23 protein-coding genes and 1 pseudogene are annotated in these 25,120 nt (G+C 73.9%); 13 read left to right on the top strand and 11 right to left on the bottom strand.

What is annotated here, in order from left to right; genetic code table 11:
* Positions 1–158 precede the first annotated feature (158 nt).
* Positions 159–1,670 carry a hopanoid C-3 methylase HpnR gene (gene hpnR, locus ABZZ38_RS21445; RefSeq protein WP_356742223.1) on the bottom strand — a complete coding sequence of 504 codons (1,512 nt, stop codon included), beginning with the start codon at positions 1,668–1,670 and terminating at the stop codon, positions 159–161.
* A gap of 149 nt (positions 1,671–1,819) precedes the next feature.
* Between hpnR and ABZZ38_RS21440 the strand changes: the two genes are divergently transcribed.
* Both ABZZ38_RS21440 and ABZZ38_RS21435 read left to right on the top strand, forming a co-directional pair.
* The gene (locus tag ABZZ38_RS21440; RefSeq protein WP_356742221.1) at positions 1,820–2,122 is read left to right on the top strand and encodes a DUF1876 domain-containing protein; all 303 of its coding nucleotides are present in this window, start codon (positions 1,820–1,822) and stop codon (positions 2,120–2,122) included.
* A 114-nt stretch (positions 2,123–2,236) separates the two neighbouring features.
* Positions 2,237–2,512, top strand: coding sequence for a DUF1876 domain-containing protein (locus ABZZ38_RS21435; RefSeq protein WP_356742218.1), 276 nt, complete (start codon positions 2,237–2,239; stop codon positions 2,510–2,512).
* A 159-nt stretch (positions 2,513–2,671) separates the two neighbouring features.
* Here the strand turns inward: ABZZ38_RS21435 and ABZZ38_RS21430 are convergent, their stop codons facing one another.
* Complete coding sequence (locus ABZZ38_RS21430; protein WP_356742216.1) at positions 2,672–3,073, bottom strand: ChaB family protein; 402 nt, start codon at positions 3,071–3,073, stop codon at positions 2,672–2,674.
* Positions 3,074–3,336: 263 nt separating this feature from the next.
* On the opposite strand from ABZZ38_RS21430, the pseudogene ABZZ38_RS21425 reads away from it, so the two are divergent.
* From ABZZ38_RS21425 to ABZZ38_RS21415, 3 genes and pseudogenes are all read left to right on the top strand, one after another.
* Positions 3,337–4,083 (top strand): annotated as a pseudogene (locus ABZZ38_RS21425) (thiopeptide-type bacteriocin biosynthesis protein); the annotation flags it as partial.
* A 100-nt stretch (positions 4,084–4,183) separates the two neighbouring features.
* A complete protein-coding gene (locus ABZZ38_RS21420) occupies positions 4,184–4,339 on the top strand; it encodes a hypothetical protein (protein ID WP_356742214.1) in 156 nt (51 codons plus the stop codon).
* Positions 4,340–4,447: 108 nt separating this feature from the next.
* Positions 4,448–5,608 carry a lanthionine synthetase LanC family protein gene (locus ABZZ38_RS21415; RefSeq protein WP_356742212.1) on the top strand — a complete coding sequence of 387 codons (1,161 nt, stop codon included), beginning with the start codon at positions 4,448–4,450 and terminating at the stop codon, positions 5,606–5,608.
* Here the strand turns inward: ABZZ38_RS21415 and ABZZ38_RS21410 are convergent.
* Positions 5,573–6,772 carry a galactosyldiacylglycerol synthase gene (locus ABZZ38_RS21410; protein ID WP_356742210.1) on the bottom strand — a complete coding sequence of 400 codons (1,200 nt, stop codon included), beginning with the start codon at positions 6,770–6,772 and terminating at the stop codon, positions 5,573–5,575. The two genes, ABZZ38_RS21415 and ABZZ38_RS21410, sit on opposite strands and share 36 nt — an antisense overlap.
* A gap of 185 nt (positions 6,773–6,957) precedes the next feature.
* Between ABZZ38_RS21410 and ABZZ38_RS21405 the strand changes: the two genes are divergently transcribed.
* Genes ABZZ38_RS21405 through ABZZ38_RS21395 form a run of 3 tightly spaced genes read left to right on the top strand, consistent with a single transcriptional unit; the run spans position 6,958 to position 9,391 of the window.
* Positions 6,958–7,719, top strand: coding sequence for an SDR family NAD(P)-dependent oxidoreductase (locus tag ABZZ38_RS21405; RefSeq protein WP_356742208.1), 762 nt, complete (start codon positions 6,958–6,960; stop codon positions 7,717–7,719).
* 5 nt (positions 7,720–7,724) lie between these two features.
* Positions 7,725–8,597 carry a DMT family transporter gene (locus ABZZ38_RS21400; protein ID WP_356742206.1) on the top strand — a complete coding sequence of 291 codons (873 nt, stop codon included), beginning with the start codon at positions 7,725–7,727 and terminating at the stop codon, positions 8,595–8,597.
* The gene (locus ABZZ38_RS21395) at positions 8,591–9,391 is read left to right on the top strand and encodes a polysaccharide deacetylase family protein (protein ID WP_356742203.1); all 801 of its coding nucleotides are present in this window, start codon (positions 8,591–8,593) and stop codon (positions 9,389–9,391) included. The genes ABZZ38_RS21400 and ABZZ38_RS21395 overlap by 7 nt, the downstream gene beginning before the upstream one ends.
* Before the next feature lie 299 nt (positions 9,392–9,690).
* Here the strand turns inward: ABZZ38_RS21395 and ABZZ38_RS21390 are convergent, their stop codons facing one another.
* Positions 9,691–10,719, bottom strand: coding sequence for an ABC transporter permease (locus ABZZ38_RS21390; protein WP_356742201.1), 1,029 nt, complete (start codon positions 10,717–10,719; stop codon positions 9,691–9,693).
* Between the two features lie 22 nt (positions 10,720–10,741).
* Positions 10,742–11,731, bottom strand: a complete 990-nt coding sequence (locus ABZZ38_RS21385) for a DUF6777 domain-containing protein (RefSeq protein WP_356742199.1) — start codon at positions 11,729–11,731, stop codon at positions 10,742–10,744.
* 354 nt (positions 11,732–12,085) lie between these two features.
* Between ABZZ38_RS21385 and ABZZ38_RS21380 the strand changes: the two genes are divergently transcribed.
* Positions 12,086–13,336 carry a streptophobe family protein gene (locus ABZZ38_RS21380; protein ID WP_356742235.1) on the top strand — a complete coding sequence of 417 codons (1,251 nt, stop codon included), beginning with the start codon at positions 12,086–12,088 and terminating at the stop codon, positions 13,334–13,336.
* A 25-nt stretch (positions 13,337–13,361) separates the two neighbouring features.
* On the opposite strand, the gene ABZZ38_RS21375 is transcribed toward ABZZ38_RS21380, so the two are convergent.
* From ABZZ38_RS21375 to ABZZ38_RS21360, 4 genes are all read right to left on the bottom strand, one after another.
* Positions 13,362–14,417 carry a serine/threonine-protein kinase gene (locus tag ABZZ38_RS21375; protein WP_356742197.1) on the bottom strand — a complete coding sequence of 352 codons (1,056 nt, stop codon included), beginning with the start codon at positions 14,415–14,417 and terminating at the stop codon, positions 13,362–13,364.
* Complete coding sequence (locus ABZZ38_RS21370; RefSeq protein ID WP_356742195.1) at positions 14,417–15,157, bottom strand: hypothetical protein; 741 nt, start codon at positions 15,155–15,157, stop codon at positions 14,417–14,419. The genes ABZZ38_RS21375 and ABZZ38_RS21370 overlap by 1 nt, the downstream gene beginning before the upstream one ends.
* 9 nt (positions 15,158–15,166) lie before the next feature.
* Positions 15,167–17,530, bottom strand: a complete 2,364-nt coding sequence (locus ABZZ38_RS21365) for an FHA domain-containing protein (RefSeq protein ID WP_356742193.1) — start codon at positions 17,528–17,530, stop codon at positions 15,167–15,169.
* Between the two features lie 161 nt (positions 17,531–17,691).
* Positions 17,692–18,246: a TetR/AcrR family transcriptional regulator gene (locus ABZZ38_RS21360; protein WP_356742191.1), complete on the bottom strand. Its 555-nt coding sequence runs from the start codon at positions 18,244–18,246 to the stop codon at positions 17,692–17,694.
* A 156-nt stretch (positions 18,247–18,402) separates the two neighbouring features.
* Here ABZZ38_RS21360 and ABZZ38_RS21355 point away from each other — a divergent pair, with 156 nt between their 5' ends.
* The 4 genes from ABZZ38_RS21355 (at position 18,403) to ABZZ38_RS21340 (ending at position 22,576) form a co-directional block, all read left to right on the top strand.
* Positions 18,403–18,831: a nuclear transport factor 2 family protein gene (locus ABZZ38_RS21355; protein ID WP_356742189.1), complete on the top strand. Its 429-nt coding sequence runs from the start codon at positions 18,403–18,405 to the stop codon at positions 18,829–18,831.
* A gap of 114 nt (positions 18,832–18,945) precedes the next feature.
* Entirely contained in the window at positions 18,946–19,833 is an 888-nt protein-coding gene (locus ABZZ38_RS21350; RefSeq protein WP_356742186.1) for an SDR family oxidoreductase, read from the top strand.
* On the top strand, positions 19,830–20,990 hold the full coding sequence (locus ABZZ38_RS21345; RefSeq protein ID WP_356742183.1) for an aromatic acid exporter family protein: 1,161 nt from the start codon (positions 19,830–19,832) through the stop codon (positions 20,988–20,990). The genes ABZZ38_RS21350 and ABZZ38_RS21345 overlap by 4 nt, the downstream gene beginning before the upstream one ends.
* Positions 20,991–21,184: 194 nt before the next feature.
* Positions 21,185–22,576, top strand: coding sequence for an NADP-dependent succinic semialdehyde dehydrogenase (locus tag ABZZ38_RS21340; protein ID WP_356742179.1), 1,392 nt, complete (start codon positions 21,185–21,187; stop codon positions 22,574–22,576).
* A gap of 18 nt (positions 22,577–22,594) precedes the next feature.
* On the opposite strand, the gene ABZZ38_RS21335 is transcribed toward ABZZ38_RS21340, so the two are convergent.
* Positions 22,595–23,578 (bottom strand): glutathione S-transferase C-terminal domain-containing protein, encoded by a 984-nt coding sequence (locus ABZZ38_RS21335; protein ID WP_356742176.1) that lies wholly within the window; start codon positions 23,576–23,578, stop codon positions 22,595–22,597.
* A gap of 184 nt (positions 23,579–23,762) precedes the next feature.
* Positions 23,763–24,629, bottom strand: coding sequence for a helix-turn-helix domain-containing protein (locus tag ABZZ38_RS21330; RefSeq protein WP_356742172.1), 867 nt, complete (start codon positions 24,627–24,629; stop codon positions 23,763–23,765).
* Between the last annotated feature and the right edge of the window lie 491 nt (positions 24,630–25,120).

Genomic DNA, 25,120 nt, shown 5'->3' with positions numbered 1-25,120 from the left:
CGGGCGGTCGTTCTGGGCGTGCACCCGGGCGTTGAGGCCGCCACCGGGGGCGCCGGGGGTGGCCCCCGGGGGGGGGGGGCCCCGGGGGGGGGCGCCACCACACGCGGCACCGCTCCCGTCCGGCTCGGCCGGACCCCGTCAAACTCCGTCAAACTCCGTCAGACTCCGTCCGGCTCGGGATCGCTCTGCCGGGACGGGTGCGTCTGCGCCCGCGTGTGGATGTACAGGTCCTGGCGCCCCGGCGGCGTCACCCGGTGCTGGGGGAGCGGCAGTTCGTACCGTACCGGCCGCCGGTGGTCGGCGAGCTGGCGGTTCTCGTTGTAGACCCTGCCGAACTTCCACAGCATGCGGGCGAAGTTGGTCTGGCCGCGCGCCAGGTTGCGCCCGAGGACGCCCATGGCGCCGATGGCCGTGCGCAGCCCCAGGTGCTTGCGGTTGATGACGGCCTGCGTGCGCACCAGTTCCCGGTAGAAGACGTCCAGGGGGAGCTTCGTGGGCACGACGGCGTGCTGGATGTCGAAGAGCCGGTAGTCACGCGTCGTGAGCTGACGGCCCTCGGTGTGCCAGATCTCCGTGCCGGGATACGGAGTCATCACGGTCAGGTGCACGATCTCCGGCACGGTCAGCGCGAATTCGCGTACGACGCGGAATCTTTCCTCGTCCCAGGCCGGATCGACGATCAGGTTGATCGCCACCATGATGCCCATCCTGCGGGCCACTTCCAGCGCACGGAAGTTGTCGTCCGGGCTCACCCGCTTGCGATACAGATCCAGCCCTTCGGCATCGATCGCCTCCATGCCCAGGAACATGTAACGCAGACCGAGCCTCGTCCACCGCTCGAAAACCTCCTGATTGCGCAGCAGGACGTCGCTGCGCGTCTCCAGGTAGTAACGCTTGCGGATTCCGCGGCGCTCCAGCGCGGCGGCGATTCCGTCCCCGTGTTCGGGCCGGATGAATGCCACGTCGTCGACGATGAACACATTCGGTTCGCGGATCGACGCCATTTCCTCGGCCGCCGCCTCCGGGGACGCCTTGCGGTAACTGCGGCCGTAGAACGTCCACGCGGAACAGAACGAGCAGTCCCACGGGCATCCGCGGGTGAACTCGATCGACGCGCAGGGATCCAGCTCGCCGATGAAGTAGCGGTTCCGCCGGCGCATGAGATCGCGGGCGGGACGGGGGTGGTCCAGGCTGTCCAGCAGCTTCGGAGCCGGTCCGCGGCCCTCCGCGCACACCACACCGGGCACCGTCGCGAGCCCGCCGTCGCGTGCCGCCTCCAGCAGCGGCACGACGGCCGGCTCGCCCTCGCCGCGTACGACCGCGTCGACCGCTCCCTCGGCCTGCCGCAGTACGTGTTCCGCGATGAACGAGACGCTGTGTCCGCCGAAGAACACGAAACAGCCGGGGGACGCCGCTTTCGCCCGGCGGGCGATCTCGATCGCCTCCGGAATGTTGGCCAGGTAATTGAGCGAGATTCCCAGGGCCTCCGGCGCGAACGAGACCAGCTCGCCATCGAGCAGCTTGCGGGGAAGGACCTGCAGGTCCACGACGCGTACCTGGTGACCGGCGTCCCGGGCCGCCGCCGCCACCCGTTCCAGGCCGAGCGGCTCCAGTCTCAGGAAGATCTCCGAATACATCAGGGCACTCGGGTGGACAAGCATGACGCGCATTTCGAATCTCCGGCCGCCGACGAGGGAATGCTTCCGCTGAAACACATTTCTTCCCTGTCGGGCGGGATTCTCCGGGGAGGCACGCCGTGGACGGGCGGTGGGCACGCGGCCCGGCGCCGGCGGAGGGATCCTGAAGGCAGGAGGTCGCCATGACACGAACACTGGAGTGGCAGGTCCGCCTGCGGATCGCCGAGGAGAACGGCACCACGCGCGCCCGGGTGACCGTCGACACGGGCGCCAGGACGCTCGAAGGGCACGGCACGGCCCGCCGCAATCCGGAGGACCGGGACGTACCGGAGATCGGCGACGAACTCGCCGCCGGCCGCGCGATGAGCGACGCCGCCCGCGGGCTGATGCGGGCGGCCTACCGCGACATCGGCGAGGTGGGCGCCGGGCTGTCGAACGACCGGTACGAGCACGCCGGCCAGGGCTGGTCGACGGTGGGCGGGTAGGGCTCGCGCCCCTTCTGAGCAGCCTTCCGCCCGGTGCCGGTCCCTCCGTACTCCGAAGGGGCGCGGGCACCGGTGCGGGTGCACGCTGGAGGAGTGACCCAGGAGGTGAATGGGATGCAGACGATCGTCGGATGGCACGTCGAGCTCGAATTCTCCGAGGACGAGGACACGGGCCGGACCAGGGCGTCCTGCATGGTCAGGCTGCCCGACGGCACGGAGCTGCGCGGGCACGGCAGGGCCAAGCGACACCCGGACGACATGGCCCAACAGCGGGTCGGGGAGGAGATCGCCGCGGCCCGCGCGCTCAATGAACTGTGCAGGAATCTCATGAAGAAGGCGGGAGGCGAGATCGAGGAGGTGACGCACATCCCGGCGCACCTGGCGATGTGACCGGATGATCCGGTCTCCCGCCGAAACGTCAGCCCGAGCCCCGGATTCCCGCGTCGACAGCAGCGGCCGATCCGGGGCTTCTCGCGCCCCGCGCGGCCCGGAGTCCGGCGCCCTTGAGCCCCGGACGCCGCCGCCCGGCGCCACGGGCGCGGGGAGACGTCAGGAGCGGGCCTTGCGCGTCTCGCTCCGGTTGGCCTTGCGGATGGCGTCCAGGAGCTCCGGCTTCGACATCCGCGAACGGCCGTCGATGCCGAGCCTCTTCGCCAGCTCGTACAGATGCCCTTTGGAGGCACTCTCGTCGACGCCCTCACCGCTCCGGCCGCCCTGCCAGCGCGGACGGGCCGCCAGGGAATCGGACGGGCCCTTGCGGCCGTGCTCCTTGCGCTCCCAGTGGTCACCCACCTTCTCGTGAGTGTGCTTGAGCGCGCTGAACGCCACCCGGTGGGCACGCTCGCCCTCGCCGTACTGCTCGACGGCCGAGTCGTGCGCCTCCGCCCAGGTGCGCCGGGCGCTCTCCGGGGAGCGCTTCAGGGTCGAGGGCATGACCTCGCGTCCCGGCATGCTGCCCGCCTCCGTCCCTCGTCGTCGGATGTCGGGTGGGTGTCGGATCCGGATGTCGGTCCCGGCCGGAGGACGAGTGTCCGGGACGCTCACGGACAAACAGCGCCGTGGAAAACCACCTGGCGTATGCGGTGGTGCCGCCGAATTCCCGAAACGCGCCAGCGTACGTCGATTGATTATATGACCAATATTTTTCGGGCTTTCGGTGGAATACGCCGTGGACATCACCAAGGAGAAAGCGAAACCACCGCCGAGGAGGCCGCATGCTGGAGGTCGAGCGTCTGCTGGCCGACTGCCTGGACGACGCACGGACCGAGCCGCTGGGCACCGTGCCGCTCGTCCCCGGCGATCCCGCCTACGCGGCGGCTCGCCGCACCTTCCTGGCGGCGGGACTGCGGGCGCTGCGCGACGACCTTCCCGAAACCGGCTGGGCGCAGCTCAACGTGGCGCCCGAGGCGTCCGCCTGGCCCTCGCTGTACGCACGGCTCGCCGACGCGGCCCGGGAGTTCACCGCAGAGGGTGGGCCCGCGCGTGACTTCTTCTTCATGCACAAACCACCGGGCCTGCGCATCCGGTTCCACGCGTCCGATCCGTCCCGCGCCGACGAACTGCGGGCCGGGCTGGCCCGCCGCTTCGACCGGCGGGACGGCGCGTGGGAGCGGCCGTACACCGGCGTGTACGAGCCCGAGGCGTACCTTTTCGGAGGCCCTCGCGCCATGCCCTACGTGCACCGGCTGTTCACCACCGACGCACGGGCCTGGCTGGACCACCACACGGCCGCCGCCGGTGCCCCGGTCCCGCCCGGCTGGCGGGTGTCCCTGGCGCTCCTGCGCACCGTGTTCGACGCCCTCGGCATCGTCGGCTGGGAGCACCGCGGCGTGTGGCAGGTCGTACGGGAGGAGACCGGGCGCCGCCTCCCCGACGGGCCGCCGGACACCGCACGTCAGCGTGTTGCCGCCGGTATCCGCGCGTACTGGAACCAGACCCCCGACGAACAGCTCGACGCCCTCCCCAAGGCGTGGCACGACATCGTGCGGGCCCACCGGGAGGCCGCGCACCGGGCGGCCCACCGGGGCGGTCATCACCCAGTGAGGAAGAAAGGGAAGTCCCATGCCCCAGATCGAACTCGCCGACCTCGACGCTCTCATCGACGACCTCGACGAGCGCATCACCGACAGCGACCTGCCGCAGACGCAGGCCATGACCGCCGGTTGCAGCGGTCTGTGCACGATCGTCGTCTGCGCGACCGTCGTCATCTGCGCCTGACCGCACCGCCGCCCGACCGCGCACGCGCCCACCGGGCGCGTCCGCACCCATCAGGAGCCGCCCGGCACGTCCGGGCGGCTCCGCCCACCCGACCGCACGAGGAGCCCGATGGCGTACGCCACCCACGACACCGCCCTCGACCTCGCCGTCCGGTACTTGAGGGAGTGGGCGACGAGCCCCCACCCGGCGCCGCACCCCTCGGACCCCGGCATCCCGGTCCTCGCCCACCTGGTCGCCGACACCGACCGGGCGACGGCCTCCGCGTCCGTCGCCGTTTGGGCCAGGACGGCCGGACGCGGACCGTCCCACGCCGCGCTGTACGACGGGGGCCTGGCCGGGACGCTCGTCGGCCTGCGCCTCGGCGCCCGCCTCCACCCGGCGCTCCACCGGGCCGCCGACCGGCTGCGCGACCGGTTGTCCGCCCGCCCCCCGGCGTACCGGACGCGTGAGGTGGCCTTTCCCGACTACGACCTGATCTCCGGCCCTTCCGGCACCCTGCTCGCCCTGTGCGCGGAAACCCACCCGACCGGGGCACGACTCCGGCCGTTCCTCGACCATGTGACGCTGCTGTGCGACGGCGACGAACTGCCCCGCCTGAGGACCGGACAGTACGCCGACCACCCGCACCTGTCATGGGTCCACGGCCGCGTGAACACCGGGATGGGCCACGGCGTCGCCGGTGTCGTCACCGCGCTCACCGCCGCCCTGCGCGTCACCGGCCCGGACCCGGAGCTCAGCGCGGCGCTCACCCGCGCCACCCGTTGGCTGGCCCGCCAGTCGTACGACGACGCCCGCGCCATCCGCACCTGGGCGGGTGCCGGGCTCGACGGCCCGCCACCCGCCGGCGCCCACCCACGCCAGGCATGGTGCTACGGAACCCCGGGCGTGGCCTGGGCCCTGTGGGACGCCGCCGACGCGCTCGGAGACAAGGAGGCCGCCGATGGGGCCGCCGCGGCCTTCACCACCCTCGCCGAGCGCTACGACGAGGAGTTCCACCTCTTCGGCGACGGCCCGGGCGACCTCCTCGGGCTGTGCCACGGCGCCGCGGGCGTCCTGGCGGTCGCCGACGCCTTCGACCTGCACGCGCGCGTGCCCGCCGCGGCCACGCTCAAGGCCCGGCTCGTCCGGCACCTGCTGGTGCGGATGCCGGCCGCGTTCGACGCTCTGTCGCCGGAACTGCTGACCGGCGCCCCCGGCGCGCTCAGCGCCCTGCTGACCGCCGCCCACGGCACCTCACGTGCCTGGCTGCCCTGCCTGGGGCTCCGATAGCGACCCGAGACGCGCCCCCGCCTCCGCCAGCTCCGCGACGAGCCGCGCCGCGTCGTCCCGGAACACCGCGGCCCCGAGCTCCGTCCGCCGGTCTCGTCCGGGCCCCGGCCGCACCAGCCGGGCGGCGCGGGCGAGCAGGTCGCCGAGGTCGTACGCGTACTCGGTCAAGCCTTCCGCCGCCATCTCCCGCACGCCGACGGCGCCGTGCCCCGGGATCGGCCGGTAGCCGATCACCGGGAGCCGCGCCGCCAGGGCCTGGACCGACGTCTGGCCCGCCGCGTTGTCGACCAGGACCCGCGCCGCCGCCATCAGCCCCGGCATGTCGTCGACCCAGCCGAGCGCCAGGACGCCCGGCAGCCGGGCCGCGCGGCGGCGCAGCCGTTCGTCGCGCCCGCACAGCAGCACGGGCAGGAAACCGTGGGCCGCCAGCGCCCCCGCCGTGCCGAGGAGTTCGTCCCCGACGCCCCAGGCCCCGGCGGACAGGAGCACCGGCGGCCTGCCCTCGTCCGCGCGCGCCGGCGCCCCCGCGAACGCCCCCGGGGAGGGCGAAGCGCCGTGGAACGCCGGGGGCACCACCGGGCCGGGAGCGACCGCGCGGCGCCCCGTGACCGCCCCGGCCGTCCCCGCGGCGGTCTCGGTGACGCACAGGAACAGGTCGTTGCCGGGCTCCAGCCAGCCCCGGTGCAGCGCGAAATCGGTGATGAACACCGCGCACGGCACCCGCAGCCGGCCGCGCCGCCGCAACCGGCCGGTGATCTGGCCGGCCAGGTGGAAGGTCGACACGATGACGTCCGGCCGCCACCGGTCGACGAGCGCCAGGAGGCGCCGCTCCGCGAGCGCGGCCATCGGCGACACGTCCAGTCCGCGTCGCCGGCCTGGTCCCCTCCCGGGTTTTGCCCCCGTCCCGGATTCCGCCCCCCTCCCGGTGTCCGGACCCGGTGCGAGGAAAACGGCGTAGATCAGCTCGTACAGCCACGGCGCGTGCCGCACCGTGAACCGGTAGAAGGCCCGCGTCGCCGGTCCCGCGCCGCACGGCAGCAGGGTCAGCACATCATGTACGAGGACATCGTGGCCCGCGGCCTCCAGCCGCCGCGCCAGCTCGGCGGCCACCGCGTCGTGACCCGCCCCCATGCTCGCGCTGAGCACCATGCATCGCCGCTCCATGGGGTGCCTCCAGACCTCGTGTCGGCGTCTTCCATCCTTTGCCGCCCGGCCGCGGACCGTGGCCGGTAGGGCGCCCGAATCGGCCTGTTCGGGTGGATCGTGGTCCGCGTGCGCGCCGTCGGGAGGCGAACCGGCCGGAAACCGGGACGCTGTAAGGGCACGCCCCCACACCACGGAGGAACCATATGCCCCCGACAACCGCAGGGCCGGTCGCGCTCGTCACGGGCGCCTCCTCCGGGATCGGTGAGGCGGTGGCCGAGCGCATCGCGGCCGAGGGAGGCTGGCGGCTGCTGCTCGGCGGACGGGACGAGGAGCGGCTCGCGGCGGTGGCCGGACGCACCGGCGGCACCCCGCTGACCGCCGACCTGGGCGACCGGGCCGGCGTGGAGCGGCTCGCCGCCCGGGCCCTGGAGCGCGAGGGCCGCGTCGACGCGCTCGTCGCCTCCGCCGGCCTCGGCTGGGCGGGACCGTTCGTGACCATGCCCGGCGACGCCGTGGACCGCCTGCTGGCGGTCAACCTGTCCGGAGTGGTGCACCTGGTGCGGCTGCTGCTCCCGGCGATGGCGGAGCGCGGCGCGGGACGCATCGTCATGATCGGATCCATGGCCGGCCGGGTCGGCGTGGCCAACGAAGCGGTGTACTCCGCGACGAAGGGCGGTCTGCTGGCCTTCGCGGAGAGCCTGCGCTACGAACTCGCCGGGACGCGCGTACGCGTGACGGTCGTGCTGCCCGGCGCGGTCGACACGCCGTTCTTCGACCGCCGGGGCGCCCCGTACCACCGCGACCACCCGCGCCCGGTCCCCGCCGAGCGGGTGGCGGACGCCGTCTGGCGGTCCCTCGCGCACGGTGTGGACGACGTCTTCGTCCCCGGATGGCTCGGAATGCCCGCACGGATTCACGGCGCCGTGCCGGGCTTCTTCCGGGCCATGGCCAAGCGGTTCGGCTGACTTCCGTGCTGGCACTGTCGATCATCCTGGCGCTGCTCGCCGCCCTCGGGAACGCCGGCGCCTCGGTGCTCCAGCGACGCGCCGCGGCCGACGTCGGCCCCGGCCGCTCCCGGGCACGCGGGTCGTGGATGGCCGGGCTGGTGCGCCGGAGGGTATGGGTGTGGGGCGCCGGGCTGCTGGCCGTGTCGGGCATCCTCCAGGCTCTCGCCCTGGCCACGGGCCCGCTGTCCATCGTGCAGCCCGTCATGAGCACCGAGCTGATGTTCACCCTCGCGCTGGGCAGCGTGGTCTTCCACCGCCGCCCCGACACGGCCACGCGCTGGGCGTTCGCCGCCATGGCGGCGGGCCTCGCCGCCTTCCTCGCGCTCGCCGACCCGTCCGGAGGGCGGGACACGGTGCCTCCCGCCGACTGGCTGTGGACGGCGTTCGGCGCGGGCCTCTTCGTGACGGTGCTCCTCGGCCTGTCGCCGCGGCTGCCGTCCGCGCCGCGCGCCGCCGTGCTCGGCACGGCCACCGCGACCGGCTTCGCCTGCACGGCCGCGCTGCTGAAGGACGGGCTGGGGCGGCTGCCGGGTGGGCTCGGCGCGGTGCTCACGTCCTGGCAGCCGTACGCGGCGATCGGCGTCGGCCTCGGCAGTTTCCTCCTCCTCCAGGTGACCCTGCGGGCCGGCACCCTGGTGGCGTCCCAGCCCGCGATGACCCTCGGCGACGCGCTGCTGAGCGTGGTGCTCGGCGTGACGCTCTTCGCGGAGCGCGTCCACCTGGGCTGGCGGGTCATCTTCGAGGTGCTGGCCCTCGCGGTCCTCACCGCGGGCTGCGTCCACCTGGCCCGGTCGCCGCTGGTCGCCGACGAGCCCGAGGGGAAGTCCACATGGTGAGCGCCCGGCGCGCGGCGCGTACCGCTGCCGCCGCGTCCCTCGCCGTCGCCGCCTGCCACATCGGCCCCGCCGCCACCTGGCTGCCCGCGCCGCGCGGACTGCTGTGGCCGGTCCTCGACGGGCGCGGCGCCCCGGCGCGGGTCGCCCTCACCTTCGACGACGGCCCCGACCCGGACAGCACCCCCCATTTCCTGCGCGCCCTGGACGCCCTCTCCGTCCGCGCCACCTTCTTCGTCCTGGGCGAGCGGCTGGCCCGCCACCCGGAGCTCGGGCGGCGGATCGCCGCCGAGGGCCACGAGCTCGCCGTCCACGGCTGGCGCCACGACCGCCCGTGGTGGCCCCGGCCCGTGCGCGACCTGCGGGACCTGGCGCGGGCCACCGACCTGGTCGCCGAGGCCGCCGGGCGACGGCCCCTGTGGTACCGGCCCGCCTACGGCATCCTCACCGGCGGGCGGTGGGCCGCCGCGCGCGCCGCGGGGCTGCGGCCCGTCCTGTGGTCGGCGTGGGGACGCGACTGGACGCACGACGCCACCCCGGACAGCGTCCTCGCCGAGGTGACGCGGACGCTGCGCGGCGGGGCCACCGTGCTGCTCCACGACTCCGACGTGGCCGGCGCGCCGGGCGCGTGGCGGGCCGCCCTCGGTGCCCTGCCGGACCTCGTCGCGCGGTGCCGGGCAGGCGGTCTGACGGTCGGCCGGCTCGCCGACCACGACGTGGGCCGCGGGCGGCCCCGGCCGGACGGGCGACGCGGGACGCGCCCCGCCGCGTCGGCCCGCGGCGCCCGGGGCACCTGACACGGTGGTGCGCGTTGACTCCAAGCGCCCCGCCGCATGGGGTTGCTGGGGCGGGCCCTCGGAGCGGCCAGCCACCGCTCCGGGGCCCTTCCTCCGCCGGGGAGGTCCGGACGGGGCCGGCGTCCCCGAAAGGGGCGGGCCCGCCGGTCGGTCCGAGGCGACCCGCTGACCGTCTCTCCTGGGTCACCCGGACACGGTGACGGGACCCGGCGCCGGAACGGTCGCGCGGGCGCCTACGGTGGGAGGCGTGATCGGCGCACACCGCCACGCAGGAGGAGGGCAGTCCGTACGGCGGGGGCTCAGCCCGCCGCGTGCGCCGGTGTCCGCTCGCGGCCACCGGGATGGCGGTGCCGCCACACCCAGAAGACCCCGCAGGACACCAGCGCCCACCCCGCGAGCACCGCGAACGGGAACAGGTGCTGGTGCCCGCCGAAGTACACCGCCGTGTGCTGGGCGCTCACCGACGCGCCCGGCGGCAGCCACCGCCCGATGTGCCCGAGTACGGACGGCAGCAGCGGCCAGGACACGGCGCCGCCCGAGGACGGGTTGCCCAGCAGCACCATCAGGCCCCAGGTGGGCAGCATCGCCCAGCGGCCCACCAGAGTGTTGAACATCGTGAAGACCGTGCCCGAGGCGAACATCGTCAGGGCGAGGATCAGCCACGACTCCACGAACGGCAGGTCCAGCGCGCCGAGCAGCCAGTCGACGGTGGCGGCGATCGCGAACCCGCCGAGCAGCGCGTACGCCGCGGTGAAGCCGATCCGTTCGGCCGGGACGAGCGCACGGGCGTGCACGCTCAGCTGGATGGCCCCCACGAAGCCGATGATCACCGCGGCGAGCGAGATGTAGAACAGCGCCAGCCCGCGCGGGTCGCCCGGCTGCAGCGGCTTGATGTCCCGTACCCGCACCGGTACGCCCGTCGCCCGGCTCACCGCCGCCGCCGACTCGGCCAGCACCTGCGCCACGGAGGCGCCCGACGCGCCGGCCACGTCCAGCTGGACGCCGCCCGGCCGCGCTTCGAGGACCGCGAAGACCTCCTGCTCCTCCACGGCGCGGCGGGCGGCCCTCTCACTTCCGTACGGGCGGAGCCGCAGCGCCGCGTTGAGCGCCTTCTCCATGCCGTCGACGAACGTGCGGCCCTGCGGGGAGTCGGCCGGACCGACCAGCGCGATCGGAATATGACGCGGCGTCGGGTTGGCCATGGTGTACGTGTACGAGCCGGCGAAGAGCGCCGCCGCGGCGGCCAGGATCAGCACCAGCACGGCGGCCGGCAGCAACGGCGACTTCTGCGGGGGGTGTGCGGCGCTCTCGCCGGTCGCGTCGGTCATGAGGAGGGGTGGCGGTCGCCGGTCAGGACACCGGAGGCGGGGAGTCCGCGGGCGGAGGTGGAGGTGGCGGCGGCTCCACCGGCGGCGAACCGGGCGTGGACGTCTCGTCGGTGGGCGGGTCCTCGGTGGTCGTGTCGTCCCCCGGGGGCTCCTCGGTCGTCGTGGTCGTCCCGGGGTCCGAAGGGGTCGACGGGCCCGGGGTGTCCGTCGTCGTGTCCGTGGGCGGCGACGCGGGTGGCGGCGCCGGGTCGGAGGGCGGTGGGGAGGTGGCCCCCGGCGGTGCCGTCTCCCGGTCGCGCCTGGGGCCGGTGGCGCCCGGCGGACGGGCGAGGTAACCGCCCTCGTCGACGTTGACGATGACGAAGACCTTCACGGGCGTCGGCGCCGGTGCGACCACCGCGGTGTTCGCCAGGCTGTAGCCCGGCCAGGGGTCGCCGACGGGCCGCAGCCCGCTCTGCCGTACGGCCTCCTTCAGCGGGTTCCCACAGGCGCACCGCACCCGGGGGACGCCCTTGCGGTCGACCATGACGGCCGTGCCGGCCTGCAGGACCGCCTGGTAGGGGCGGGCCTTCCCGTCCTTGTAACCGTGGTTGGTGACCCATGTGTCCTTGATCAGGAGCACCGGGGTCAGCGTGCGCAGATAGTCGGGAACGGCGGACGGCTCGATGCCCAGGGCGCCGGCGAAGGCGGTGTTCTTGGCCGGTGCGGAGGTGAGGTACTCGATCTGGCGTTCCACGTTGCAGCTGGACCCCTTCCTGGCGCCTCCGTACAGGCCGCGCCAGGAACCCCGGTACACCGTCGGCCGGTTCTGCTGTTGCGGCGAGGGCGTGGCCGCCTTCGCCGCGTCGCCGTCCCCGTTGCCCGTCGACGGCGTGAACGGGTCGGGGCCGGCCGCCGCGGGCTTCTGGAGCTGAAGGGTGGAGCCGGCCGGACTCGTGCCGCCGCCCCCGTCACCGCCCATGCGGGGCAGGACGACGGCCAGGACCACCGCGACGACGACGGCGGCGACCACGGTGCCGATCCGGGGGCCGGAGCGCCACCACGGGCCGCCTCCACCGCCCTCCGGCGGGTGCGACGCCGAGCCGGAGAGGGGCCCCTTGGGTGGGCCCGACGGTGGGCCCGACGGAGGGCCGGTGGGTCGGTCGGGAGGCGGCTGGGAAGTCACTTTGTCCCTTTCTCCTGTTTCACGCTCATTGTGTGCCTCGCATCGGTACGGCCCGCAAGCCGACGCCACCGCCACCCCACCGCCGGGCGCCGCACGGGCGCGCGCCAACGGCCGTGCCCCCATCGGCCTTCCCCACGGGCGGCAGCCCGGAAGCCCGCATAGCGTGACGGCGTGAGCCCTCACGTCCGTCAGCACCCCGCCGTGCGCAGCGGTGCGAGCCGCGCCGCTCACGACTGGGGTGACGCGCTCGTCGCGGTGCTCGCGGGCGTGGCCGCCATGGCCGTCACGGCCGCGCTCGGCCTCTGGGCCGCGGGCGCGGCCGACCTGCCCGAGGGTGCCTTCCCGCGCGTCGTCGCCGCCGTCCTCGTCATGGCGGCGGGCGGCTCCGTCGCCCTCTCCGGAGACGCCGGGGTCTTCGCCGGGACGGACGCCGAACTGACCGTCATGCCGCTCTCCGTGACCCTCGCCGGGGCGCTCACCGTCGGCGCGCTCTTCCTGCGGCCACTGCGCCACCACGCCGTCACCGGCGCCGGGGAACTGCTCGGCCGCGTCGCCCGTACGGCCGTCCTGTGGCTCGCCGCGCTCGCGGTGCTCGCCGTCCTGGCACGCCACACCTTCTCCCTCACACCCGCCGACACCCCCGGCGAGATCCTGGACTTCCTGGGGGCCACCCCCACCCTCGGCTTCCGCGCCGACCTCGGGCCCACGCTGCTGTTCGGCCTGCCGTGGATCCTCGGTGTGCTGCTGATCGCCCTCCTCGTCTCGCGCGCCGCCGCGCTCCCCGCCCGGCTGCTGCGCTACCAGGAACCCGTCCGGCCCGCCGCGTCCGCGATGCTGCTCCTCGTCCTCGCGTACGTCCTCGTCGCCCTGGTCGTAGCCCTGGTCGTGGCGGCCGGCCGGGGGCGCGCCGCCGACACGCTCGCCGTGATCCTGCTGGGCCTGCCCAACGTCGCCTGGATCGCCCTCGGCACCGGCATCGGCGGGGCGTGGGACGGCAAGGTGGAAGGGCCCTTCGGCCTGCCGATGCCCCGGGTCCTGGATGCCGTGATGCGCGGCTCGCAGGAGGCCAGGGTCGATGTGCGGGCCCTCGCGGAGCAGGACGCCCGGGCCTGGTGGCTGATCCCCGTGGCCGCCGCCCTGCTGCTGGCCGCGGCCTTCATGACGGCGGTCCGCTCGTCCACGCGCGTACGGGTGTGGCAGCACGCCGTGCACCTGGGCGTCGCGTTCGCGCTCACCATGCTCGTGGTGGGCCCCGTCACCCATGTCTCCGCGCGGTACGGACTGTCGATGCTGATCATCGGTGACATCGACGCGTTCAGCGGTGAGGTCGTGCTGCGGCCCCACGTCTGGACCACGGCCGGCCTGGCCCTGGGCTGGGGGCTGGTGGCCGGCGCCCTCGGCGGCCTGCTCGCCCGGCCCGTGCGCCGTCGGGGCGAGGTCCGGACGGAGTGACCCGCGCCGCGGCGCCGTTCACGCGCTACATCCCCCGGAACACCGGACGCGCCCAGCGCGGCGGCTCGGGCGGCGCCTCCATGTCGTCCGGCCGGCGGTCGTCGTACCGGCTGACGTCCCGTGGGTGTTCGTCACCCGGGCCGTCGTCGGGGCGGCGGCCGTCGGTCCGGCCCACGACGGCCGTACGGCGCTCGGTCCGCCCGGTCAGCGCCTCCCGCAGCTCCGCCACGAACCGCAGGCACGTGTCGTACCGCGCCTCCGGCTTCTTCGCCAGCGCCTTCGCCATGACGCCGTCCACGGCGGGCGGCAGACCGGGCCGCTCCTCCGTCAGGTCGGGCGGCGGTTCGTACTGGTGCGCCCACAGCAACGCCATGTCGTCGTCCCGCCGGAACGGCGGCACCCCCGCCAGCGTCTCGAAGACGACGCACGCCAGGCTGTACACGTCGCACCGGCCGTCGACCGGCCGGCCGGCGATCTGCTCGGGCGCCACGTAGTCGAGGGTTCCCACGAACTGGCCCACACTGGTGAACCCGGTCAGCGACAAGGACTTCTTGGTCAGTCCGAAGTCCGTCAGATAGACATGCTCCGGATGGTCGCTGTCCGTCCCCTCCGCGACCAGGATGTTGCCCGGCTTGACGTCCCGGTGCACCAGGTCGTGGGCGTGCGCCGCGTCCAGCGCGGACGCGACCTGCACCGCGATCCGCGCCGCCTTCCGGGGCGGCAGCGGCCCCTCCCGGTCCAGCAGCGCGCGCAGGTCCCGCCCGGCGACGTACCGCATCGCGATGTACAGCACGCCGTCCCGTTCACCGGCCTCGAAGACCGGCACGATGTGCGGGTGGTCGATCGCGGCGGCCACCCGCGACTCGTGCACGAACCGCTTGCGGAAGGTGTCGTTGCGGGCCAGCTCGGGCGCGAGGAGCTTCAACGCCACCGTACGGTCGAGCCGCAGATCCCTCGCCCGGTAGACGACGGCCATGCCGCCCCGCCCGATCTCCCCCTCGATGCGGTAGTCCGCGACCTGCTCACCGATCAGCCCGGACGGGCGACCGGCGGGCAGGTCGTCGCGCCGGTCGTCGGGCATCAGGGCTCATCCTCCGCGCCGCGCCACTCCACCACCCGCGTCCGCTCGGGTTCCACCACCCGGGTCGGCTGGTATCCGTCCTCACGCGGGTGGCGCGACGCCCCGTCCTCACCGTCCTCACCGTCCTCAGGGGTCTCGCCGACGCCGCCGACCTCACCGGTGTCACCCCTGTCATCGGCGGACCCCCGGCCACCCGTGTCCCCGGCGGCTCCGTGTGCGCTCGCCGACGGGTCCCTCGACGCGGCGTAGGTGGTCATCCGCCGCCCGTCGCAGTACACCCAGCGCTCGTGTTCCGCGTCGTACAGCCACAGCGCCTCGCCGTCGACGACCACCCCCACCCGCAGCCCGCGCGTCCGCCGGCGGAAGTCCTCGCCGTCCGTGTGCCCCGCCATCAGCTCCTCCGCGGCCCGCCGGTACCGGCCCAGCGAGTCCTCCACCCGGCCGAGCAGCGGCCTGGGGTCGGCGGCCCGGCTCGTCGCGCTGCCCGCGGCCGGGGGATCGGGCGGCACCGACACCAGCAACCGCCCGTCGACCCAGGCGGACCAGCCGTTGGAACACAGGATCCGACTCCAGTCACCGACCCGGTCCAGCACTTGCACGGGCAGGAACGGGTCCAGGGGCTCCGTCGGACGGGCGGGGTCGGGCCCCTCCCAGGCCGGCATGCCGTCGCGCGGCACGACGTGCGTGGGCCGGAAACCCGGGCCGGCGTAGGGGGTGGACGCGCTGCTGACGGAGGCCATGGGCGGTGCCTACTTTCGCATGATCACGGGTTCGTGCCGACGCAGCAGCCGCACGACCACGAAGCCGAGGACGACGCTCAGCACCACCAGCATTCCCATGTCGAACAGCCATGTCGCGGCGGTGTGCTCGAACAGCCGGTCCGCCGTCTTCCCGCCCGGCACGATCTTCCCGATGTCGATCGTCGACCCCATCGCCCCGAACGCCCACCGCGACGGCACGAACCACGCCAGCTGCTCGATCACCGGCGACCCGCTGATCTTCAGCAGCCCACCGCAGAACACCACCTGCACGATCGCCAGGAGGACCAGCAGCGGCATGGTGACCTCCTCCTTGCGCACCACCGCGGACACGAAGAGCCCGAGCATCATCGCCGTGAACGACAACAGCGCCACGGCCAGCGTGATCTCGACGAGCGGCGACATCACGACCCCCTTGCCGCCCGGGACGTTCAGCGGCACGCCGATCAGCGCCACCAGGGTCAGCACCACGGCCTGCACCACCGTGATCAGGCCGAGCACCACCACCTTGGACATCAGGTACGCCGACCGGGACAGGCCGACGGCTCTCTCCCTGCGGTAGATGGTCCGTTCCTTGACCAGTTCCCGCACCGCGTTGGCGGCTCCGGTCAGCACCCCGCCGACGCACAGGATGAGCAGCACGTTCATCGTCGACTCGGGGCCGAGACGGCCCTCGGACAGCGCCCGGGCCATCGCGCCCATCACGAACGGCAGCGCGATCATGATGGCGAGGAAGGTGCGGTCCGCGCTCAGCGCGGCGGCGTAGCGGCGCACCAGCGTACGCAGCTGGGCGCCCCAGCTCTGCGGCTTCGGCGGCGGCTCCACGGCCTTTGCGGGCAGCGCCTCCGCCCCGGCCCCGCCGTCGGCCTGGCGCGGCGGCTTCAGGGCGCCCGCGATGTACTGCTGGTGGAAGTGCGAAGCGCGGTACAGGGCCGCCCAGTCCCGGTCGCGGTCGTTCTCGAAGGCTTCGAACGCCTCGGGCCACTGGGTGAACCCGAAGAACCCCAGGGCGTCCCCGGGCGGCCCGTAGTACGCGATCCGGCCGCCGGGCGCGAGGACCAGCAACCGGTCGCACACATCGAGGCTGAGCACGCTGTGGGTGACCACGATGACCGTGCGCCCGTCGTCGGCGAGGCCGCGCAGCATGTGCATCACCGACCGGTCCATGCCCGGGTCCAGGCCGGAGGTCGGCTCGTCCAGGAACAGCAGCGACGGCTTCGTCAGCAGCTCCAGGGCGACGCTGACCCGCTTGCGCTGCCCGCCGGACAGACTGTGGATCGCCTGCCCCGCCCGCTCCTCCAGGCCCAGTTCGTGGATGACCTCCTCCACGCGCGCGTGCCGCTCGTCCTTCGCGGTGTCCTCGGGGAAGCGCAGTTCGGCGGCGTACGCCAGGGCCCGGCGGACGGTGAGCTGGAGGTGCAGGATGTCGTCCTGCGGGACCAGGCCGATGCGCTGGCGCAGCTCGGCGTAGTCGTGGTACAGGTCGCGTCCGTCGTACAGCACCGTGCCGTGGTCGGCCGGGCGCTGGCCGGTCAGCGCGTTGAGCAGGGTGGACTTGCCGGCGCCGCTGGGGCCGACCACCGCCAGCAGGGTCTTCTCACCGACGGGGAAGGACACCTCGTCCAGGAGGGTCCTGCGCCCGTGGTCGACCGTGACCGCGAGCCGCTGTACGTCGAGCGAGACCTCACCGGTGTCGGTGAACTCCACCAGCTGGTCGCCGACGAGGCAGAAGGCCGAGTGGCCGATGCCCACGATGTCGTCGGCGGTCACGCGATCGAGGGTGACCCGCCGGCCGTTGAGGAATGTGCCGTTGTGGCTGCCGACGTCGTGGATCCAGTACGTGCCGTCCGGGTGGGCCTCCAGCTCGGCGTGGCGGCGGGAGACGGTCAGGTCGTCCACGACCAGGTCGTTGTCCGGGCCGCGCCCGATGCGTACGGTGCGGGCGGGCAGCGGCCGCACCGACGTGGGCCGGCGGAACGCCCCGGTGGCGGCGGGCATCGACACCGAGGACGGCCGGGGTGGCGCGTCGGCCGGCTCGGGGGCCGACACCACGGCGCGCGGGCCGTCGGCGGGATGCCCGAACCGGATGACGCTGCCCGGGCCGACCTCCGAGGACCGCACCCGCCGGCCGTCGGTGAAGGTGCCGTTCGTGCTGTCGTCGTCGTGGACGGTCCAGTGGCCGCCGTCGGCCCGCAGGACCGCGTGGTGCCAGGAAATCCGGGCATCGGCGAGCACGATGTCGCTCGTGGGGTCGCGCCCGACGCGATAGATCCGGCTGGGTGTCATCAGCGTGGAATCCCCATCGATGTCGAGGACCAGCTCGGGCGCGGTGGGCGTGAAAGGCCGCTCTCCCATGCCTGAAATCCTATCTTCCGTCCCCGGTGCGTGCAGGGCGAGCAGCGGCCCCCGGGGCCCCCGCGGCCCCTCGGTGCGCGCGTCTCGGCAGCTCACAGCCCCGCGCACCGAGTCCCGGGGCCTGCGGACCCGGCGGCGGGGCTCCCCGGGCCGCGACGGGATCAGCGCGGGAACAGCAGGAGTCGCGCCGCCTCCCGGGCCTGGGCGGCGGGGGCCGGTGAGCCGGAGACGGCGGCCGTGACGATGGCGCCCTCGGCCAGCAGGGCGAGTTGCGCGCCGGTCGTCGCGGGCGCCCCCGCCTCCTCCACCAGGGTCTCGATGTAGCGGCGGAACGCCTCCTTGTGGGCGCGCGCCGCCTCCGCCACCTCCGGTGACGTGGCGCCCAGCTCGCCGAAGGAGTTGATGAACGCGCAACCGCGGAAGCCCGGCTCCCCGAACCACCGGCCCAGCCAGTCGAAGACGGCCAGCACCCGCTCGTGCGGCGGCCCGGCCGCGCCGTCCACGTATGCCGCGAGGCCGCGCCGCCAGCGCGCGTCGCGCCGGAGCAGGTACGCCTCCACCAGTGCGCCCTTCGACGGGAAGAGCTGGTACAGCCGTCTGAGGGTCACGCCGGACGCGGAGCGGACGGCGTCCATCCCGACCGACTGGATGCCCTGGCCGTAGAACAGCGTTTCGGCGGCGTCCAGGATCCGGTCCCGGGCGACCTCGTGGTCCATCTCCCACTCCCTTGCGTGAGAACCCTCGTTCTCGTACGGTACTCGACGAGGTGAGAACGCTCGTTCTCACCCGTCTGCGCGGACACGGTACGGCAACGTCGTACGCCATCGCCGTACGTCACCTTCGTTCCGCCGTCGCCCAAGGGGGAGACCGTCATGACAGCCCAGCGCCCGCCCCTCCCGCCCTTCACGGAGGAGACCGCCCGCCGGAAGGTCCAGCTCGCCGAGGACGCCTGGAACACCCGCGACCCGCACAAGGTCGCCCTCGCCTACACCGAGGACTCCGAGTGGCGCAACCGCGACGTGTTCCTGCACGGCCGCGACGAGATCGTCGCCTTCCTGACCGCCAAATGGGGGCGCGAGCTCGGCTACCGGCTCCGCAAGGAGCTGTGGGCGTACACCGGCAACCGCATCGCCGTCCGGTTCGCCTACGAGTACCACGACACCGACGGCCGGTGGTTCCGCGCCCACGGCAACGAGAACTGGGAGTTCGACGAGCACGGCCTGATGCGCAAGCGTTTCGCGAGCATCAACGACGTCCCCATCACCGCCGCCGAACGCCGCATCGCGGTCGACACCGCCTGACATCGACCGGCGCCGCGTGCGGCCGGTCGGCGGTACGCGGTGATTCGGTACGCGCCTGCCGGGAACGCGAAGACCCGGACACCGCAACCGTGACTCCCAGGAGGCAGGAACGCCATGACCGACGACCGCCGGCCGCAGGACCCCGTCACGCGCCACCCCAGGCCCGACTTCCCCGAGCAGGAACAGCAGCACCCCGGCCGGACCGAGGAGATGGAACCACGGCCCGACCACGGCGAGGAGTCGTACCGGGGCAGCGGACTGCTGACGGACCGCGCCGCCGTGATCACCGGCGGCGACTCCGGCATCGGCAGGGCCGTCTGCCTGGCGTACGCCCGCGAAGGCGCCGACATCCTCTTCACCCACCTCCCCGAGGAGGAGGACGACGCACGCGAGACCGCCCGCCTGATCGAGGAGGCCGGCCGCAAGGCCATCGCCGTGGCCTGCGACATCAGGGACGAGGAGCAGTGCCGCGCCCTGATCGAGCGGGCCGTCGGCGCGTTCGGCAGGATCGACGTCCTGGTGAACAACGCCGCCTTCCAGATGGCGCAGCCGGACGGCATCGAGGCCATCACCACCGAGCAGTTCGACCGGGTGATGAAGACCAACCTGTACGGCATGTTCTGGCTGACGAAGGCGGCAGTGCCGCACATCCCCAAGGGCGGCTCGGTCATCAACAGCACGTCCGTGCAGGCGTACAAGCCCAGCCCGCCCCTGCTCGACTACGCCATGACGAAGGGCGCCATCGTCACCTTCACGCAGGGACTGGCGCAGATGCTCGCCCCGCGCGGCATCCGCGTCAACGCCGTGGCCCCCGGTCCCGTGTGGACCCCGCTGATCCCCGCGACGATGCCCGACACGGCCGAGTTCGGCAAGCAGGCGCCCCTGGGGCGCGCGGCCCAGCCCGCCGAGATGGCCCCCGCGTACGTCTTCCTCGCCTCCTCCGCGGCGAGTTACATCACCGCGGAGATCGTCAACGCCACCGGAGGTACGCCCCTTCCGTGATACGACCGGTCACCGAGGCATGGCGCCGCGTCGGCTGGGAGGCCGCCGCGGTGGGGCAGTCGAGCCGCAGGGCCCTCACCGGCCCCGGACGCGAGCGGGACATGGCCATCCAGTCCCTCAAGGCCGCCGGGGCCGCCATCCTCGCCTGGGCGGTGGCGGGCTGGTGGTGGCAGGCGCCGCTCGCGCTGATGGCGCCCTGGACCGCCGTCGCCCTCGTGCAGAGCACCGTCTACCGCTCCGTACGCACCGGAGTCCAGCAGGTCGTCCTCATCGCCACCGGCACCGTGCTCGCCGCCGCGGCGGCCCGGCTGACCGGCGACACCATGGCCGCGATGGCGATCGTCCTGCCCGTCACCGTGCTGCTCGGCAACTACGGGCGCTTCGGCGACCAGGGCATCTACGCGTCCACCACCGCGCTCTTCGTGCTGGTCTACGGCTCCTACTCGGGCTTCGACATCCTGCACCGGCTGCTGGAGACCCTGGTCGGCGCCGCCATCGGGATCGCCGTGAACGCGCTCGTCCTGCCGCCCGTCCACCTGCGCGACGCCCGCGACTCGCTGTGCGGGCTGCCCCGGGACTGCGCCCAACTGCTACGCGTCATGGCCGACGAGATCGAGGCGGGTCACGGCCCGCGCCAGGCGCAGGAGTGGCACCGCGGTGCCCGCCGGCTCAGCGGCCGGCTCACCCAGCTCCGGAACGCCCGCATGTGGACGCGTGAGAGCTACCGCTTCAACCCCGCCCTGCGCATGCGCCGCCTTCCCGACGCCGAGCTGCCGTCCACCGAGTGGGACGCCGCCTGGGAGCGCGCCGCCGACCACCTGACCTCGCTCACCGCGCTGCTCTCCGGGATGGCGGGCGAACAGCCGAGGCTCAGCCCGCCGCCGGGTGACGTCCTCGCCGACGTACTGCCGCTGCTGCGCGCCCTGGCGGACGCCTGCGAGGCCGACTGCGCCGCTCTCACGGACCGGGACGAGCGGCCTCACGCGCAGCGGGTGCGGGACGACGCGCTCGCCCGCGCCCGGGCCGCCCACGACCGGCTCAAGACGCGGCCGGCGCGGCTGGCCGCCCGGGACGACGGGACGGCCACCTCGGTCGGCGGCGTCGCCGCCGAGACCCAGCAACTGCTGCACGACATCGAGGACGCCCGGGTGGAGTGAGCCGCCACCCGGTCCCGCCCCCCCCGCCGGACCCCCGGCCGCGACCCGCCGCGCCACCCGGCACGGACCGGCCGGGGCGTCCGGGGCGCTCGCGTTGCGGGGTGGCTCCGGGCACGGGAGGGTCGGGTGAACGACCAGGGGCCGGGTAGGCGACCGAGGCCCGGACAGGCGACCGCGAGGAGGAGGAGACTCCCATGCCCATCGCGACGGTGAACCCCGCGACCGGCGAGACGCTGAAGACCTTCGACGCGCTCGACGCCGACGGGATCGAACGGCGCCTCGCCGCGGCCGACGCGGCCTTCCGGGACTACCGCACCACGTCGTTCGCCGAACGGGCCCGGCTGCTGGAACACGCGGCCGACCTGCTGGCAAACGACCAGCAGGACATCGCCCGCACCATGACCACCGAGATGGGCAAACCCATCGGCGCCGCCCGCGCCGAGGCCGCCAAGTGCGTCAAGGCCATGCGCTGGTACGCCGCCAACGCCGAGCGGCTCCTCGCCGACGAACACCCGCCCGACGCCGACGTACGGGACGCCGGAGCGGCGACCGCCCGGGTCCACTACCGGCCACTCGGCCCGGTGCTGGCCGTCATGCCGTGGAACTTCCCGCTCTGGCAGGTCATCCGGTTCGCCGCGCCCGCGCTCATGGCGGGCAACGTCGGGCTGCTGAAGCACGCGTCGAACGTGCCGCAGACCGCGCTCTACCTTCAGGACCTCTTCCGGCGCGCGGGCTACCCCGACGGCTGCTTCCAGACCCTGCTCATCGGCTCGGGGGCCGTCGAGGGCGTCCTGCGCGACCGCCGCGTGGCCGCCGCCACCCTCACCGGCAGCGAACCGGCCGGGCGCTCGGTCGCCGCGATCGCGGGCGACGAGATCAAGAAGACGGTCCTGGAGCTCGGCGGCAGCGACCCCTACGTGGTGATGCCGTCCGCCGACCTCGACCGGGCCGCCGCCGTCGCGGTCACCGCCCGGGCCCAGAACAACGGCCAGTCGTGCATCGCGGCCAAGCGGTTCATCGTCCACACCGACGTGTACGACGCGTTCGCCGAACGCTTCACCGCCGGCATGGCGGCGCTCACCGTCGGCGACCCGATGGACGAGTCCACCGACGTCGGACCGCTCGCCAGTGAGCAGGGCCGCTCCGGGCTGGAGGAGCTCGTCGCCGAGGCCGTACGCGCGGGCGCGACCGTGCTGTGCGGCGGACGCCGGCCCGAGGGGCTGGACCGCGGCTGGTTCTACGCCCCGACCGTGCTGGCCGACATCACCCCGGACATGCGCATCCACCAGGAGGAGACCTTCGGCCCGGTGGCCGCGCTCCACCGGGTCGCGGACCTCGACGAGGCCGTACGGCTCGCCAACGACACGTACTTCGGGCTGAGTTCCAACGTCTGGACCCGCGACGACGAGGACGTACGGCGGTTCGTACGCGACCTGGAGGCGGGCGGCGTGTTCGTCAACGGCATGACCGCGTCCCACCCGGCGCTGCCGTTCGGCGGCGTCAAGCGCTCGGGATACGGCCGGGAGCTGTCCGGCCACGGCATCAAGGAGTTCTGCAACGCCACGACGGTCTGGCAGGCCGCCTGACGCCGTGCACGAGGGTCCTCACAGCGGTGTGACGACCTCGTCCCCGGGCGGCGGCCCCGGCGGCGTGCCGTCGCCGAAGGGCCGGCCGCCCAGCTCCTCACGGTGGTGCGGCGCCCGCCAGCCCGACAGATCCGGGCCCCGGGGGACGATCCGTGTCGGATTGATGTCCGCGTGCACCTGGTGGTAGTGGCGCTTGATGTGGTCGAAGTCGACCGTGTCACCGAACCCGGGCGTCTGGAACAGATCACGCGCGTACGCCCACAGCACCCGGTCCTCGGTGAGCTTGTTGCGGTTGCACTTGAAGTGACCGTGGTACACCGCGTCGAACCGCACCAGCGTGGTGAACAGGCGGATGTCCGCCTCCGTGATCGTGTCTCCCACCAGGTAGCGCTGCCCGGCCAGGTGCTCCGACACCTGGTCGAGCCGGGCGAACAGCCGCGCGTACGCGGCGTCGTACTTCTCCTGGCGTTTGGCGAACCCGGCTTCGTACACGGCGTTGTTGACGTCCCGGTAGACGCCGTCCATGCGCTCGTCGATCTCCTCGCGCAGCGCCTCGGGGTACAGATCGGGCGCCCCCTCGCGGTGCAGCGCGCTCCACTCGGTAGCCAGGTCCAGCGTGATGCGCTGGTAGTCGTTGGTCACCAGCCGTCCGCTCTCCACGTCCACGATCGCCGGCACGCTGACCCCGCCGTCGTACCCCTCCTCGCGCGCCCGGTACGCCTCGCTCAGGAACCGGATCCCGAGCACGGGGTCCCGGCCGTCCGGGTCGAGGGTGAACCGCCAGCTCCGGTCGTCCTGGACCGGATCGGCCACCGCCAGGGACAGGGCGCCCTCCAGCCCCAGCAGCCGTCGCGCGACCAGGGACCGGCTAGCCCAGGGACACGCCCGGCTGACGACCAGCCGGTACCGTCCGGCCTCGACCGGCCAGCCGTCCCGGCCATCGGCGGTGATCCGGTCCGTGAAGTGGCTCGCGGACCGAGCCCACCCGTCGGAGACGCCCATGGTGCCCACCCTTCCTCGTGACGGCACACGTCGGACGCGTACCCGCTTCGCCCCGCCGGATATCACCGGCCGGTCGCCCCGGACGGGCGGCGACCGGGGGCTCCTGGGTCAGGACTTCCGGGGGCCGCCCCCGCTCGCCGGCCCCACGCGGGGCCGGGCCTCGCGGCGCGAGGAAGGTCGCTCGTCAGTGATCGACCGGGGCCGGGGACCGTGCGGACACCACCTGGGTGTCGGCGCGGGCGCGCAGCGCCGGGAACCGGCCGCGGCGGCGCTCACCGGGGTGGAAGTCGAGCAGGATCATGCGGGCCCCGGGGGCGGCCAGCGGCTGCGCGGCGCACATGGTGACCCAGCCGGGGCCGAGCTCCGCGTGGCGGAGGGGCCGCTCGTCGCCGTCCAGCCGGATGCAGGCGCTGGCCGACTCGTAGATGGGGGCGGCGACCGGGTCCGCCAGGACGTCCTTGACGATCCCGCGGAGCGTCCGGTCGCCCGGGTCGGCGGCGAGCGCCACGCGCAGCTGGGGCAGCACCAGCGGTGCCCACGCGGTCTCCCAGTCCGTCAGAACGGTACGGGCCTCGGGCTCCACGGCCATCCACCGCATGGTGTTGTCCGGCACCTCACGGCGGGGGAAGAGCGCGTCGAAGCGGGAGTTGCGGGCGAGCAGGTTCCAGGAGCGGTCGTTGATGTACGCCATCTGGGAGAAGCCGTCGAGCACCGCCCGCCACACCCCCGGGATCTCCTCTCCCGCCCGGGAGTTCAGCGGGTGCGGCGGGTCCTGGCCCAGGGCGTACCGCCACAGCGCGATCCACTCCTGCTCGTTCAGGCCGAACAGCCGCGCCACGTCCTGGAGCAGACCGCCCGGCGGATTGGTGTACCGGCCGGACTCCAGGCGGCCGTAGGTGTCCGGCGCACGGTGCAGGATCTGGTCGATCTGGGCCTGTGACAGGCCCGGGGCGCGCCGCCCCTGCCGGGTGGGGCGCGACAGCCCGTGACTCTCCGGTGCGATCATCGCGCGGCGCTCGCGCAGCAGACAGCGCAGTGCCACCTTGTCCATGACGGTTCTCCCGAGGGGCCCGGGCGGCGGCCCCGGGGTGGCCGGTGCCGCCGCGGTGACGAACGGTTCCTGATCAGTCCTGCGGGACGACCGGAGGTCCGGTCACCGCGACCGGGGCACAGGTGAGGGCCGGGAGCGGGACGGGTCGGGTGAGGGTACGGGGTACGGGTTGCTGCATGGGGTGCGTCCGTTCATGGGCATACGGCGGTACGGCGCGGGTTCCGGGCCCGTTCCCGCGAAGCGGGAACGGGGAGGGTCGCACCGGTACGCTGGCCTGTTGGACGTCGGCGATCAAGCGCCTGCCTGGTGCGTACATGCGCACGGCGCACACACGCAGCCGCACAGCAGCCGCGAAAACGGGGGCAAGGGTGAGGGACAGGGACGACTCGGCGAGCGCGGCGACGCCGGACGTGTCGCCGCCGACCGCCCCGGCCCCGGCGACGACTCCGAGTCCGACTCCGGCCCCGGTCCCGGCCCCGGCTCCGGCTCCG

Origin of the sequence: Streptomyces sp. NPDC006368 (assembly GCF_040612535.1) — a bacterium.
Classification (GTDB): domain Bacteria; phylum Actinomycetota; class Actinomycetes; order Streptomycetales; family Streptomycetaceae; genus Streptomyces.
Note: the sequence above shows the minus strand (reverse complement) of the source record. Positions and strands in the feature narration are given on the sequence as shown.